We start from the raw sequence: 14,238 nt of genomic DNA, 5'->3' as shown, positions 1-14,238 counted from the left end.
AACGCCTACCGCACCGGGGCCGGTGGCGCTGCTGGGATCAACCGAATCGGCAGAGCGTCGGGCCCAGCGTTCCGGTCCCCGTCGCCGCACCCAGCAAGTTCCCACCCACCAGCCCATGGCCCCCGCCACACCGGCCCTGATCGAACGCTCCCGGCTGGCAGAGCTGAACAGCCTCCGCGATGGCCCGGCGCTCCGGCGGCTGCTCGCCCATCTGGGCTTGATCGCCGCCGGCGGGGTGCTCTGGGGGCAGCAGGCCCTGCCCCTGGCCCTGCGGCTCGCCGCACTGGTGGCCTGCGGGCTGGGCCTGGCCACCTGCTTCGCCGGCCTGCACGAGTGCAGCCACCGCACCGCCTTCCGGAGCAAGCGTGTCAACGACGCGGCGGCCTGGCTGCTGGGGCTGCTGAGCTTCTACAACGCCACCGCCTACCGCCGCTACCACCAGTGGCACCACCGCTACACCCACCAGCCGGGCCTCGATCCCGAGCTGGATGACCCGGTGCCCACCAGCCTGCCGGCCTACCTGCTGGAGCTGAGCGGCTGGACCTGGTGGACGGGCAAGCTCCAGGGCTACGCCCAGCTGCTCTGGGGTGACCTCTCGGCGGTTCCCTACCTCAATGCCCAGGTGATTCCCCAGGTGCGCCGCTCGGTGTGGCTGCAGATGGGGGTGTACCTGGCCCTGGCGGCGCTGTCCGTGATCGGTGGCAGCGGCTTTCTGCTCTGGTTCTGGCTGCTGCCCCTGGCCGTGGGCCAGCCGTTCCTGCGCTTCGTGCTGCTGGCGGAGCACAGCGGCTGCAGCTTCAGCGCCGACGGCACCGCCAACACCCGCACCACCCTCACCAACCCACTGGTGCGCTGGCTGATGTGGAACATGCCCTTCCACGCCGAGCACCACCTCCATGCGTCGCTGCCGTTCCATGCCCTGCCGGCAGCCCACCAGCTGATCGCGCCCCACCTGGAGCACCTCGATCGGGGCTACCTGAGCGTGCACCGTCGCCTGCTGGCCAACCTGCCAGCCCTGGCCCTGCCCGCCGGCGGCGCTGCGGCGTGACCTCCAAGGCAACGGCGCCACCCCGGCACCAGGGCCTCCACCCCCTGGGCTCCTTTCCCCTGGTCTGCGGCCACACCATCGCCGAGGCCCGGCTCAGCTATCTGCAGATCGGCGAACTCAACGCCGCGCGCTCCAACCTGATCCTGGTGCCCAGTTCCTACGGCGCCCGGGTGGAGGATCTGGCCTGGCTGGCGGGGCCGGTGTTCGATCCCCAGCGCTGGTGCGTGGTGATCGCCGGCATGTTCGGCAACGGCGCCTCCAGCAGCCCCAGCCACGGCGCCATGGGCCTGGCGGAACAGGGCTGGGTGGTGGATCACCGCGACAACGTGAGCGCCCAGCGGCGGCTGCTGGCGGAGGTGTTCGGCGTGGAGCGGGTGGCGCTGGTTTATGGCTGGTCGATGGGGGCCCAGCAGGCCTACCGCTGGGCGGTGGACCATCCCAAGGCCGTGGATCGCATCTGCTGTGTGTGCGGCACGGCCCGCACCTCCCCCCACAACCGCCTGTTCCTGCTCAGCCTGCGCCAGGCCCTCACCGCCGATCCCCACTGGACCGGCAGCGGCTTCACCGCCCCACCCGAGCAGGGGCTGCGCACCTACGCCCTGATCTACGCCAGCTGGGCCGCCAGCCAGGCCTTCTTCCGCACCATCGGCGAGCCGGTGGAGGAGCACGTGGAGAAGCAGTGGCTGCCCCACTACCAGCGCCACGACCCTCGCGACCTGATCGCCATGGTCGACACCTGGCTGGCCCACGACGTGGCCGATGGCGGCGACCTCGACGACGCCCTGGGCCGGATCCGGGCCCGCAGCGCCGTGGTGGCCGGCAGCCACGACCTCTACTTCACCCCCGCCGACCTGGAGGCCGACGCCGCAGCGATTCCGGGGGCGCGCTTCCACCGCATCGTGTCGCTGCTCGGCCACCGGGCCGGCAACCCCCACAGCAGCGCGCCGGAGCAGGCGCAGCTGCGGCGAATCGTGGAGCAGCTGCTGGCCAGCTGATCACCCGGCGCTCCACCTGCCGTCCCCTCACGTCGCCCACCGCCGCCCCATCCCGCCATGACCGATCTCGCCCGCCAGGCCCGCGAGCTGCAGCTGAAGTTCCTGCTGATCTCCTTCACCGATCTGTTCGGCATCCAGCGGGCCAAGCTCGTGCCCGCCTCCGCGATCCCGGCCATGGCCCGCGATGGGGCCGGGTTTGCGGGATTTGCCGCCTGGCTGGATCTCTCCCCGGCCGACGGGGACGTGATGGCGATTCCCGATCCGGCCAGCCTCACCCCCCTGCCCTGGCAGCCGGAGGTGGGCTGGGTGGCGGCCGAACTGGTGCTGGCCGGCATGCCGATGGCCCAGTGCCCGCGCCGGCTGCTGCGCCGCCAGCTGGAGCGGGCTGAAGCCCTGGGCTACGAGCTGCGCAGCGGCGTGGAGGCGGAGTTCTTCCTGCTGGGGGCCGACGGCGGCGGCATCGCCGATCCCGCCGATCACCAGGAGAAACCCTGCTACGACCAACTGGCCCTGATGCGCCGCTACGGGCTGATCGGGCCGCTGCTGGAGGCGATGGAGCAGCTGGGCTGGGGCCCGTACCAGGCCGACCACGAGGACGCCAACGGCCAGTTCGAGGTGAACTGGACCTTCGCCCACGCCCTCACCACCGCCGATCGCCACGCCTTCTTCAAGGTGATGGTGAAGACGCTGGCGGAGCAGGAGGGCCTCAAGGCCAGCTTCATGGCCAAGCCCTTCGCCGAGCGCACCGGCAACGGCTGCCACACCCACCTCTCGCTCTGGGGAGCCGCCGGCACTGCAGGCACGGGCGCGGCCACCAACCTGTTTCACGATCCCGCCGGCGAGCTGGGCCTCTCGGCGCTGGCCTACCAGTTCCTGGCGGGCCTGCTGGAGCACGCCCCCGCCCTCTGCGCCCTCACCAACCCCACGGTGAACAGCTACCGGCGGCTGGCGGCCCCGCCCACCACGTCGGGGGCCACCTGGAGCCCGGCGGGCATCAGCTACTGCGGCAACAACCGCACCCACATGCTGCGCATCCCCGACGACCAGCGCCTGGAGCTGCGCCTGCCCGACGGCTCCGCCCACCCCTACCTGCTGCAGGCGGCGATCCTGGCGGCGGGCCTCGACGGCATCGAGCGGCAGCTGGAGCCCGGCCCCCGCCATGACAACGACAACTACGCCGCCCCCTTAGGCCCCGAGATCTGCCCGCGCCTGCCCGCCGACCTGGGCGAGGCCCTCGACGCCTTCGCCGCCGACACCCGGTTGCGCCAGGGCCTGGGCGAGGAGTTCTGCCAGGCCTACGAACACCTGCGCCGCCGCCAGTGGCAGCGCGAACGGGGCGACATCAGCGATGCGGAGCGGCTTGCCTGCCTGGATTCCTGACAGGGGTGGGTAGTGGCTGCGGCGTTTCCTGCGTTCCCACGGGTTGCGCCATCCACGGGAAATGGGCAGCGTCGAGGTGAACGCCTTCCTCAGCCATCTGGCGGTGGAGCGGCAGGTGAGCCCTTCCACGCAGAACCAGGCACTGGCGGCGCTGCTGTTCCGGTATCGCGAGCTGCTGGATCGGGACCTGGAGGTGAACGGCGTGATGCGGGCACGCACGCGCCGCCGGTTGCCCGTGGTGCTGACGCCGCCGGAGGTGCGGGCTGTGCTGCAGCGCCTGGAGGGGACCGAGGCGCTGGTGGCGGGCTTGCTCTACGGCAGCGGCCTGCCGCTGATGGAAGCGTTGCAGCTGCCCCATGCCCTCGCCCGCAAGTATCCGAATGCGCCTGTGGAATGGGGCTGGCAGTGGGTGTTCCCGCAACACAGCCGCTGGTGCAATCAGGACACCGGTGAACAGGGCCGCCACCACCTGGATCCCAGCCTGATCCAGAAAGCAGTGCGCCAGGCGGTGCTGGCTGCGGGGATCACCAAGCCGGCCACCTGCCACAGCCTGCGCCATTCCTTCGCCACCCATCTGCTGGAGCGCACCTGGCGTTGGTTGAGAAGCTGTTCAGCGGTGGGTAGCTGGGGACGATCTGTACTGCTTCTAATTGAGATGCCGTTGCAAACGGAGAAGACTTCGACTTAGATAATATTAGACTAGTGTTTGTGGGGCTTCTGCAGCTGGGTAGAGTCGAAAACGTTCAGGAAGGGACTGCTCCCGCAGCACTGAGGTCGAGAGTCCTGAAGTGGGCCATAAACAATCTACTTTGATTGGAGGATCGTCTAACGAAGCCCCTCGAGTGGACAGGCCGCCATCAGCTCTTTGCTCCGCTACCCCAGGCTCCCTGCCTGCCACTCAGGCGCAGCGTTATACGGATCCCATACAGCTATCTATGATTTCGTCTGATATATTTCTTGCCATGATGACTCGGGGTATTTCCCATGGGCGCGCTCGACATGACTGCTTATCCACTGCATCTGGGTCTTGGCGCAACTGCCGAGGTTGAACCATTGTTCACCGGCGCAATGGATTGGTACGAGGACTATATTTCTCGGCATGCAGGGGATGGCGCTGAGGGGCGTCTCGTGAGCATGCACAAATTCAACTTGTCGTGGGCCATGTGGGAAATGCACCCGCATGGAAGCGAAGTCGTTCTATGCACGTCTGGATCGATGATCCTCCACCAAGAGGATCCTGATGGTGCCCGTTCGGCCGTAACTTTGGGTCCTGGCCAGTACGCAGTCAATGCACCTGGCACCTGGCACACGGCTGACGTGGAGCACGAGGCAACAGCAGTGTTCATTACCGCAGGCTTGGGTACTCAGCACCGGCCGCGATAAGAAGGGTGCCTCACACATGCGGGACTTATCCCATGGTCGACTCAGGCGAGAAATCAAGTTCTGTATAACATCAAGACACATCTGGCACGCCTCCTATGGAGCTTTGATCTCTACCTGAGATTCTTGCGTTCAGGTGATCTTGGCGTTAAACTTCCGCAGTGCTAGAAGGCGTAGTGAGAGTTCAGGACAAGCATTATGAATGAAGCATTTTGGTCTGAGCTGGCGAAGGTACTTCCAGGAGCAGTCCTAGGGCTCATTCCAATTGTACTGACTAGCTTGTTCGATTGGCAAGAAAAGCGCAATGATACCCAGAAACGAAATCAAGCGATTGATATTGCTCATAAAAGAGTGATTTTTCTCAATGACTGGATCAAAGCGCAAGAAAGCTGTATGCCTGGGCAGCTTGTTCAATTCAAGCAAGAAGTTTCGATTGAGTTGAATCAGTTGAAACACGAACTGGCCACAGTGCTTGCAATACAGGAGGAGAGAAAGGCTGTTAGATCTGCTCTGCGAGGTAGCAGAAAAATTCCACAGAACCTATTCTTGGCATATACTCCTCGTAGCGCTTCTGCCTGGACACTGCATATTATCTATTACATGCTTTTGGGAATAGCGCTGTTCTTCTTGTATTTCGGTTCATTTACTGGTGCCAATTACGACATTTGGAATTGGAAGACTTTTGGAGATTCGATTGTTCTTGTTGGCATTATATTGGCGCCTCCAATGGTGATAATACATTGGTTGGCAAGGCTGGCTGATAGGCGATCTCGTCGAGTTTCGGATGAGGTTCACCTCCGATTAGATAAGATCGAGCATGCTGTCCACTAATGTCAGCAGACCAACATGCCAAGTCGAATACGAAAAGACTGATGCGATTGTTGCATGCGCTGCCCGTCACTTCATGAAGCGCTAGCTGCCGTAACCTACCCTATTTGCTGCTGTAGCCAAAACTAAGGAACGGCTGAATACCTTAGGCCGCCGGCTGGGTCACTGGCTAAGACTCTTGCCTGCACCTTGATGGCAATTGTTGAACTGGCCGGTGTCTAAACCCTCCCTAAGGAGGGACTCCTGAAAAAGGCAGTTGAACTTAGCCGCTGCGCGGCAGGTTCACATAGTCAGCATAGCAAACTGCTCTGATTCTTGACGCGTTGGCTTTGAGTGGATGCCCCGGGCCCAAGGCTGTAGGGCAGGGCCGAAACGATTCTGCTCGCTGCTGACCATGGCGGCACCTCGTCCAGACACTGAGGGATGCGCATCTGCTGATGCCTCAGTCCCTTCGTCATCCCAACGGGAAGCTACCGCAATGGATCCTTCTGAACAGGAGCACTTTGAGCGACTCTTTGCGGCCAACGTGCAAGCCATGAAGCTGCACGGCCTGCATAGCAAGACTAGTGACAGCAACAGCCGAACATTACGGCGGGTCGCAGGCCATTTCGACCGTTGCCCCGATGATCTCAGCCCTGATGAACTCAAAGGCTACTTTGCCGCTTTGCTTGAGCAGTACTCGTGGAGCACCATTCAGGTGGATCTCTGCAGCCTGCAGTTCTTTCACCGCTATGTGCTCGATCGCGAGATGGAGTGGATCAAGATCATCCGGCCGCCGCGTGTACGCAGTCTGCCGGAGGGTCCAACTCGCGAGGAAGCGCACAGGCTGAACAATACGGTGCGCAGGGTGCGCTACCGGATCATTCTGCTGGTGGTCTACAGCCTGGGCTTGCGGATCGAAGAGGGCCTGGCGCTGGAGGTAGCGGACATCGATGACAGCCAGCGGCGCGTGCACATCCGCGATGGCAAGGGCGGCGGCAGCTTCCTTATTGCCGGGCCAGAGCTGTCCAATAAAAGGCACCCACCTCAGTTTATTGTTCCTACCTGTGATCATTGCGGCCTGATGATAGCGAGCTTAGCCAGCCGAAGAAGGTGAGCAATGAGCTTCCTCGATAAACTACTGAAGCGGTCACTGAAGCCGTCTGAACAAAGGCGGTTGGTTCGAGAGACGCCTGGGCCGCTGACGGCACATGAGGCTTGGGCCTACGCAAAGGTAGAGGCCTTGGCACTTGATGGCAGAGCGCAACTTGTCCTTGTTACAAGCGGCACTGACATTCGTACAGATGGAAAGTCTTTCGCTTGGGAATTCCTATTCGACTTGCCCGGCCACAATGCAAGCATCTTGTTGAGTTACGGTCCGCCCGAGAACTGTCAAGATGTTGATAGCGCGCCGGTGCTGGTAGTTATGCGCGTATCCATGACTTCCAGACCGCCGCAAAGAGTTCTCCCATTCGATTTTCGGAACTCGCCGCAGGTTGTTGATGAGCTATCTCGTATGGGGGTGGATTTTGTGGCCGGGCAAACAGACATGAAATTGGAAGGCAAGTGCTCTGCTGAGGGCGAGCCGCAATGGATCACATACAGTTGGGGGAAGCAGATAGCCGTCCCATTTTCAGTAATGTCGGCTGGCTAACTATTCGCTCCAGCGGACGGCCCTGACGGGCCGCCGCTCCAGCGTCAGCCACCTAGGAGATAACTGTCCGCAACGGATCAGGAACCGATCAGACGGCTGCCCACAACCAATTGTCCGCCGGTTCTGCCCCCACCGAGCTGCACGTTCGAAAGTCCCTTCACCGAGCCATCGCTTAGCAACCAGTGGTCCACGCCCAGCCCCCGAAACAGCGCCTGAGCCTGCTTCAGGCTCTCAGGCACGGGCCTTCAGAGCAGATTCGCCGCCAGCTCCGCCAGCTCGCTGCGCTCACCCCGCTGCAGGGTCACGTGGCCGGCGAGCAGCTGGCCCTTGAACCGCTCCACAAGCCAGGTGAGGCCGTTGCTCTCGGCGTCCACGTAGGGATTGTCGATCTGATAAGGATCCCCGGTGAACACGATCTTGGTGCCCTCACCCACCCGGGTCACGATCGTCTTCACCTCGTGGGGAGTGAGGTTCTGGGCCTCATCCACCACCATGTACTGGCCGGGAATCGAGCGGCCGCGGATGTAGCTGATCGCCTCCACTTCCAGCAGGCCCATGGCCTTGAGATCACTCCAGCTGCTGCGCTGCTGGCGGCTGCCGCCGCGTGAGCCCGCCCCCTTGTGGTGCTCATCCCCACCGAGCAGGAAATCAAGGTTGTCGATGATCGGCTGCATCCAGGGCCCCATCTTCTCCTCCACATCCCCGGGCAGGAAGCCCAGTTCCTTGCCCAGCGAAATCACCGGCCGGGTCACGAGCATGCGCTCGTAAAGCCGCTCATCGGCCACCTGGTTGAGCCCTGCCGCCAGGGCCAGCAGGGTTTTGCCGGTGCCGGCCTTGCCCACCAGCGTCACCAGCTGCACCGCCGGATCGAGCAGCAGATCGAGGGCGAAGCTCTGCTCGCGGTTGCGCGCCTGGATGCGCCCCAGCCGCGCCTTGCCCAACCGCTGCAGCGGCTGCAGGGTGGCACTGGCGGCGTTGTGACGGGCCAGCAGGGTGTGGTTGGGCTGGCTCTGATCGATCAGGGTCACCCCTTCGTTGGGCTGCAGCGGCTGCTCCAGCGCCAGTCCCTCGATCTCCAGGCCGGGTGCCAGCCGCACCCGGTCCATCTGCTCGGCGCTCACCCAGAGCTCACGGAAGCCCGGGTAGAGGTCGTCGATGGCCACCCGGTCGCTGGTGTAGTCCTGGGCGATCAGACCCACCGCATCGGCCTTGATGCGCAGGTTGGTGTCCTTGGTCACCAGCACCACCGGCGGCTGATCGCCGATCACCGCCTCCAGCTGCTGCTGCTCCAGCGCCACCGCCAGGATGTTGTTGTCGCCGTTGCCGCCCTTGAGCTCCGGGGGCAGCGTCGCCAGGGTCTCGCCGCGGCAGAACACCACCTTCAACGTGCCGCCCTGGCCGTCCAGCGGCACCCCGTCGGCCAGGTTGCCCTTGGCGCGCAGGTCGTCGAGCAGGCGCGACACCTCCCGGGCATTGCGGCCCTTCTCCGCCGGGTCGCGCTTGAAGCGGTCGATCTCCGCCACCACCTCGATGGGGATGACGATGTGGTTGTCTTCGAAGCGGCCCAGGGCGCCCGGATCGTGCAGGAGCACGTTGGTGTCGAGCACGAAGGTCTTGCGCATCGAGCCAGCGGCCGCTGAGGTCGCGCGACGTTAGGGCGGCAGCCTGCACCTACGCTCCGGCGACCCGTTCCCCGTCGCACTTGCTGATCCCGCTTCTGCTCCGGCTGATCCCGATCGCCCTCCTGCTGTTCGGCCTGCTGCTGCTCGTGCTGGAGCTGCGCCACCGGCTGCGGCCGTCCTCGCCGCTGCGGCTCCATGCCTCGCCCTTCAGCGTCGAGCCGCTCTCGGGCGGCGGCCTGCTGGTGAGCGGGGAGATCACGATCAGCAATCCCCACCGGAGCATGGAGGTGTTCGTACCGGAGCTGGAGCTGCGTCCCACCCTGCTGGGCCGCGGCGATCTGGCCGGCGTCAGCCTGCGCTCCGCGGTTACCGCCCTGCATCCCGACGAGGAAGAGCGGCCTGACGGCTACTGGGCCGCCTACATCGTCAAGGGGCGCAAATCAACCCGCGCCCGACTCACGGTGGAGATCCGCGGCGAGGCTGGTGTGGATCTGCAGGCCCTGCTCGACACCCTCTGGCTGGAGGTGCTGTGGGTGAACTACGGGCCCTTCGGGCGCCTGCAGCAGCGCGACGGCATCCTCATCCCCCTGCGCCGTCCCGAGCCCCAGCAGGCCGCCACCGCCAGCTGGCGCAGCGGCGAGCGCTGCCGGGTGCTGCCGGTGCGCACCCACCTGCTCGGCACCCTCGACGATCCCGAACAGGTGCTGCGCCACTACGCCGGGCCGGTGCTGCAGAGCGGCGATGTGCTCACCATCGGTGAGACGCCACTGGCGGTGATCCAGGGCCGCTACCACCACCCGCAGACCGTGCAGCCCTCCGCATTGGCGCGGCTGCTCTGCCGCGTGTTCCACCCCACCAGCTCCCTGGCCACCGCCTGCGGCATGCAGACCCTGATCGATCTGGTAGGCCCGGCCCGCGTGCTCTGCGCCTGGCTGGCGGGCACGGCGCTGAAGCTGGTGGGCTCGAAGGGCTGGTTCTACCGCCTGGCCGGCGATCAGGCCCGCCTGATCGACGATGTGACCGGCACCACCCCTCCCTACGACCAGACGATCGTGCTCGGGCCCGACCGCCCCGAGGCCTTCTGTGAGCAGATGGCCCAGGCCCTGGGGGTGGCGGTGGCGGTGGTCGACGTCAACGACCTGGGGCGGGTGAAGGTTCTGGCGTCCAGCCGCGGCTGCGACGAGCAGCTGCTGGAGCGGGCCCTGCGCCCCAACCCGGCGGGCAATGCCAACGAGCGCACTCCGCTGGTGCTGGTGCGTCCTGCCTGAGCTGCGGCCTCAGGTCAGCGTCAGTACAGTTGGAACGATGACCCCGTGGACTGCCCTGGGATGACAGTGCAATCCCCACTTGAGCCATCCCCATCGGTCCAGGCCTGCGCCACCCTGGCCACCGCCGTGGTTTCCGATCATCTCAATGCTGATCCAGTCCATCCCGATCAGCACTACGCCGCACAGCCCAGCGCCGCAGACCGGCAGACGCCAACAGCGGCCAGCCCCGGCGATGGCGCGTTGTCCAAAGGGAGCGGCGCCGAGCAGGGGCCGCTGATCGAGGGGGCTCTGATCGAGCCCCTGGCCGGCTGGCATCTGCCCCTGCTCAGTGATCCGGCTTTCGTGCCCCTGCAGCCCCTCCTGCAACGGGCCACGCTGCTGCGCCTGCCGGCCCGGGCACTGCAGGGTCTGCGGATCCCGGCGGGCGCCAACCTCTGCCCCGACGTGCTGGTGGCCCGCCAGGGAACGACACCCCTGGGCCTGATCGTCACCCGACCCGAGAATCGCAGCGGCAGCTGCTGGCGCGTCCAGCACCTGCGCCTGGCCGTGGAGAGCCGCAAGCGTGAGCTCTCCGGGGAGCTGCTGCGGGAAGCGATCCGGCGTGCCCGCGGCGCCGGCAGCTGGATCGCCATCTCCTCCACCCTCGATCTCGATCGCCTCGCCGCCCTGCGCGAACAGGGATTCCAGCCCCTGCGCACCGAGCGGCTGTGGCGCTGGTCGGGCAGCCTGGGTGTCCCCGCCGCCGCCGCTGAGGACAGTTCCAGCAGCGAGCCCTGGACGCTGCGCCCCCTCAACCGCCGCACCGCCCGGGCCCACTGGCAGCTGGAGCAGGCGGCCTGCCCCGGGCTGCTGCGCCAGCTCCTCGATCGCCATGTGGAGGATCTGCTCGACCGCAGCGCCGGCCGGGGCTGGATGCTGATCGATCCCCGTCGCGATCAGGCCGTGGCGGCGCTGCGCTGGCTTGGCGAACACCCCGGCGGTGGCCACGACCTCGAGCTCACGGTGCACCCGGGCTGGGGGCAGCTGATCGGCGCCCCCCTCACCAGCCTGCTGGCCCAGGCCGCCTGGACCCTCGGCCGGCAGCAATTGCTGTGGCTGCGCAGCGACGTGAACGACCAGGCCCTTGAGCGCTGGCTGCGCCAGCTGGGAGCCGAACCCCGTGGTGAACGGGTGCTGATGGCCCGCAGCGTCTGGCGACGGCACGAGCTGCACGTCCCCGCCCAGGGGGCGGCCCAACGCCTGGAATCCGTGCTGCGCCAGCTGCAGCCGCGGCGGCGGCCCATGCCCACCCCACTGCTCCGCCACAGCCCCTCACCCCACTGACCTCCACGCCACTGACCTCCACGCCACTCAGGCCCCCACCCCTTCCTCGCCCGCCGCTGCCGCGCTCCGTCCTGGCCCTCGATGTGGGGCGGCGGCGCATCGGCCTGGCGGGCTGTGATGCGCTGGGTATCACCGTCACCCCCCTGGCGGCCCTGGCGCGCGGCCGTTTTGCCGCCGACCTGGAGCACCTGCAGGCACTGATCCGCCAGCGGCGCGTCCAGGTCCTGGTGGTGGGGCTGCCCCTCGACAGCGCCGGCCAACCCGGCCAGCAATGCCGCCACTGCCGGCGCTACGGCGAGCGTCTGGCCCAGGCCACCGGGCTGGCGCTGGCCTGGGTCAACGAGCACGCCAGCAGCTGGGCCGCCGCCGAACGCCATGGGCTGCACGGGGATCGCAGCGGCCGGCTGGACAGCGCCGCCGCCGCCCTGCTGCTGGAGCAATGGCTGCGCGAGGGGCCGGAACCACAGGCGCCCCCGGCCCCGGCAAGCGCCGTTCCCGGCAAACCGGACGGCGTTGATCCATCCTGAGGGCACAGCTCCACCACCGGCGAGCACCGCGGATTCCAACATGACTGGCTCGGGCGACCTCCCCACCGATCGGCCCACCGACCTGGCCACCGACGTGCCCACCGTGCTGGTGAGCGACCAACGGGGACGCCAGTTGCTCTGTTTTCTCGAGCAGCTCATCCCCCTCGACGGTCGCGACTACGTGCTGCTGACCCCGGTGGACACCCCGGTGTGCCTGTTCCGGCTGGGCGAGGGGGATGAACCGGAGCTGATCGACACGATCGAGGCCAGCGAACCGATTCTCTCAGTGGCGGATGTGGTGCTCCAGGAGCACGACCTCACCCTGGTGCGATCGGCGGTGACCCTCACCGTGAACGGGGAGCTGGATGAACCCGAGCCTGACGACCTCGATGACGAGGAGGATGGCGAGGCCGACGACAGTGAGACCTACGAGCTGCTGGTGAGCTTCCTGGCGGAGGAACAGGAATACGGCCTCTACATCCCCCTCGACCCCTACTTTGTGGTGGCCCGCATGGACGGGACCGAGGCCGTGCTGGTGGAAGGGGAGGAATTCGACCGGGTGCAACCCCGCATTGAGGCGGAACTGGAGGAGCGGGAGGGCCTGCAGTGAACCTGCGTCAGCTGCTGCATCCCGACTGGTTGCTCGATTGCACCCTGGCGGAGTTGCCGCTGCAGCAGCTGCTCGAACGCCAGATCGCCGCCCTGGTGCTGGATGTGGACCTCACCCTGCTGCCCTGGCGCCAGTCCACCGTGCCCCAGAGCTGCCGGCGCTGGCTGGAGGAGGCACAACGGCAGCTGCCGATCCACCTGCTCAGCAACAACCCCTCCCGCCAGCGCATCGGCGCGGTGGCGGCCGATCTGGGGCTGCCCTTCACCACCTCCGCCGGCAAGCCCCGCCGCGCCGCCCTGCGCCGGGTGTTGGAGCAACTGCAGCTGCCCCATCGCCAGGTGGCCCTGATCGGGGATCGGCTGTTCACCGACGTGATCGCCGGCAACCGCCTGGGGCTCTACACCGTGCTGGTGAAGCCGATCGATCCCCTCGGGCAGCCCTGCCGGCACGACCGACTGCAGCGGCTGGAGCTGCGCCTGGCCCACTGGCTCGGCAGCAGCGTGGGATGAGGGAGCCACGAGCGATGCGCCGGGTGGTGAAGGTGGGCACCAGCCTGCTGCGGGGTACAGCCGAGCGGCCCACCGCCGCCGTGATCGCCGATCTGGTCGCCAGTCTCAACCGCGCCTGCCGCCGCGCTGAGTCGGTGGCCCTGGTCACCAGCGGCGCCGTGGGCCTGGGCTGCGCCGTCCTGGCCATGGCCAGGCGCCCGGGGGAGGTGGCGGCCCTGCAGGCCGCCGCCGCCGTGGGCCAGGGCCAGCTGATGGCCCTCTACCAGGACGCCTTCGCCGTGCGTGGACTGACGGCAGCCCAGGTGCTGCTCACCCGCGGCGATCTGGCCTCACGGCGCCGCTACCAGAACGCCTGCCGCACCCTCGAGCAGCTGCTGGCCTGGGGGGTGGTGCCGGTGGTGAACGAGAACGACACCCTGGCCACCGATGAACTGCGCTTCGGCGACAACGACACCCTCTCGGCCCTGGTGGCGGTGGCGGTGGAGGCCGATGAGCTGATCCTGCTCACCGATGTCGATCGCCTCTACTCGGGCGACCCCCGCAGCGACAACAGCGCCCAGCCGATCGAGGAGGTGCGCGACCTGGCCGAACTGGAGCGGCTCACCCATGTGGCCGGCGGCGGCGGCCGCTGGGGCACCGGTGGCATGACCACCAAGCTGGCGGCCGCCCGCATCGCCACCTCCAGCGGCATCCGCGTGCACCTCGCTGACGGCCGCGATCCGGCGGTGCTCGACGCCCTGCTGGCGGGCCAGCGCGTGGGCACCGTGTTTCAGCCCTCGCTGGAGCCCCTCTCCACCCGCAAGCGCTGGCTGGCCCACGCCCTGGTGCCCAAGGGCAGCCTGCGCCTCGATGCCGGCGCCGAGCGGGCCCTGCTGCGCCAGGGCGCGTCCCTGCTGGCGGTGGGGGTCACGGCGGTGGAGGGCGACTTCAGCGCCCGCGAGGCGGTGCGTCTGCTGGCCGCCGACGGCCGCGAACTGGGCCGGGGGCTGGCCAGTCTGGCCAGCGCCGAGTTGCGCCAGTTGATGGGCCGGGCGGGGGTGGAGGTGGTGCATCGTGACCGCCTGGCCCTGCTCTGAAGCCCTGCCTACGATCCGCCCAGCCGGAAGCCCCTGCGG

Annotated in this window: 14 protein-coding genes; 13 read left to right on the top strand and 1 reads right to left on the bottom strand. The window is 66.9% G+C overall.

The genetic code is table 11. The features are described from left to right. Positions 1–115: 115 nt before the first annotated feature. The 7 genes from KBY96_RS05605 (at position 116) to KBY96_RS05575 (ending at position 7,264) form a co-directional block, all read left to right on the top strand. Positions 116–1,048: a fatty acid desaturase gene (locus KBY96_RS05605; protein ID WP_254978266.1), complete on the top strand. Its 933-nt coding sequence runs from the start codon at positions 116–118 to the stop codon at positions 1,046–1,048. Beyond that, positions 1,045–2,043: an alpha/beta fold hydrolase gene (locus KBY96_RS05600; RefSeq protein WP_254978265.1), complete on the top strand. Its 999-nt coding sequence runs from the start codon at positions 1,045–1,047 to the stop codon at positions 2,041–2,043. Before KBY96_RS05605 ends, KBY96_RS05600 begins: the two co-directional genes overlap by 4 nt. A 57-nt stretch (positions 2,044–2,100) precedes the next feature. Next, positions 2,101–3,423 (top strand): type III glutamate--ammonia ligase, encoded by a 1,323-nt coding sequence (gene glnT, locus KBY96_RS05595; protein WP_254978264.1) that lies wholly within the window; start codon positions 2,101–2,103, stop codon positions 3,421–3,423. Between the two features lie 16 nt (positions 3,424–3,439). Then, the gene (locus tag KBY96_RS05590) at positions 3,440–4,111 is read left to right on the top strand and encodes a phage integrase N-terminal SAM-like domain-containing protein (RefSeq protein WP_315859471.1); all 672 of its coding nucleotides are present in this window, start codon (positions 3,440–3,442) and stop codon (positions 4,109–4,111) included. A gap of 890 nt (positions 4,112–5,001) precedes the next feature. Continuing rightward, a complete protein-coding gene (locus tag KBY96_RS05585; RefSeq protein WP_254978263.1) occupies positions 5,002–5,634 on the top strand; it encodes a hypothetical protein in 633 nt (210 codons plus the stop codon). A 475-nt stretch (positions 5,635–6,109) separates the two neighbouring features. Next, complete coding sequence (locus KBY96_RS05580) at positions 6,110–6,727, top strand: phage integrase N-terminal SAM-like domain-containing protein (RefSeq protein ID WP_254978262.1); 618 nt, start codon at positions 6,110–6,112, stop codon at positions 6,725–6,727. A gap of 3 nt (positions 6,728–6,730) precedes the next feature. Continuing rightward, the gene (locus KBY96_RS05575) at positions 6,731–7,264 is read left to right on the top strand and encodes a hypothetical protein (RefSeq protein ID WP_254978261.1); all 534 of its coding nucleotides are present in this window, start codon (positions 6,731–6,733) and stop codon (positions 7,262–7,264) included. Between the two features lie 245 nt (positions 7,265–7,509). Here KBY96_RS05575 and KBY96_RS05570 read toward each other — a convergent pair whose 3' ends face one another. After that, positions 7,510–8,886, bottom strand: coding sequence for a PhoH family protein (locus KBY96_RS05570; protein ID WP_254978259.1), 1,377 nt, complete (start codon positions 8,884–8,886; stop codon positions 7,510–7,512). 86 nt (positions 8,887–8,972) lie between these two features. On the opposite strand from KBY96_RS05570, the gene KBY96_RS05565 reads away from it, so the two are divergent. The 6 genes from KBY96_RS05565 to proB all read left to right on the top strand — a co-directional run bounded on the left by KBY96_RS05565 (position 8,973) and on the right by proB (position 14,199). After that, on the top strand, positions 8,973–10,154 hold the full coding sequence (locus KBY96_RS05565) for a F420-0:Gamma-glutamyl ligase (RefSeq protein ID WP_396122281.1): 1,182 nt from the start codon (positions 8,973–8,975) through the stop codon (positions 10,152–10,154). A 126-nt stretch (positions 10,155–10,280) separates the two neighbouring features. Next, positions 10,281–11,477 (top strand): hypothetical protein, encoded by a 1,197-nt coding sequence (locus KBY96_RS05560; RefSeq protein ID WP_254978257.1) that lies wholly within the window; start codon positions 10,281–10,283, stop codon positions 11,475–11,477. 71 nt (positions 11,478–11,548) lie between these two features. Continuing rightward, complete coding sequence (gene ruvX, locus KBY96_RS05555) at positions 11,549–12,004, top strand: Holliday junction resolvase RuvX (RefSeq protein WP_254978473.1); 456 nt, start codon at positions 11,549–11,551, stop codon at positions 12,002–12,004. A 40-nt stretch (positions 12,005–12,044) separates the two neighbouring features. Continuing rightward, entirely contained in the window at positions 12,045–12,614 is a 570-nt protein-coding gene (locus KBY96_RS05550; protein WP_254978256.1) for a DUF3727 domain-containing protein, read from the top strand. Continuing rightward, positions 12,611–13,123 (top strand): YqeG family HAD IIIA-type phosphatase, encoded by a 513-nt coding sequence (locus KBY96_RS05545; RefSeq protein WP_254978254.1) that lies wholly within the window; start codon positions 12,611–12,613, stop codon positions 13,121–13,123. Before KBY96_RS05550 ends, KBY96_RS05545 begins: the two co-directional genes overlap by 4 nt. Then, positions 13,120–14,199, top strand: coding sequence for a glutamate 5-kinase (gene proB, locus KBY96_RS05540; RefSeq protein ID WP_254978253.1), 1,080 nt, complete (start codon positions 13,120–13,122; stop codon positions 14,197–14,199). The genes KBY96_RS05545 and proB overlap by 4 nt, the downstream gene beginning before the upstream one ends. The last annotated feature ends 39 nt before the right edge of the window (positions 14,200–14,238 follow it).

Source organism: Cyanobium sp. ATX 6A2, assembly GCF_024346355.1.
Taxonomy (GTDB): Bacteria; Cyanobacteriota; Cyanobacteriia; order PCC-6307; family Cyanobiaceae; genus NIES-981.
The sequence above is the reverse complement of the archived record's forward strand: the minus strand, read 5'-3'. Positions and strand labels throughout refer to the sequence as shown.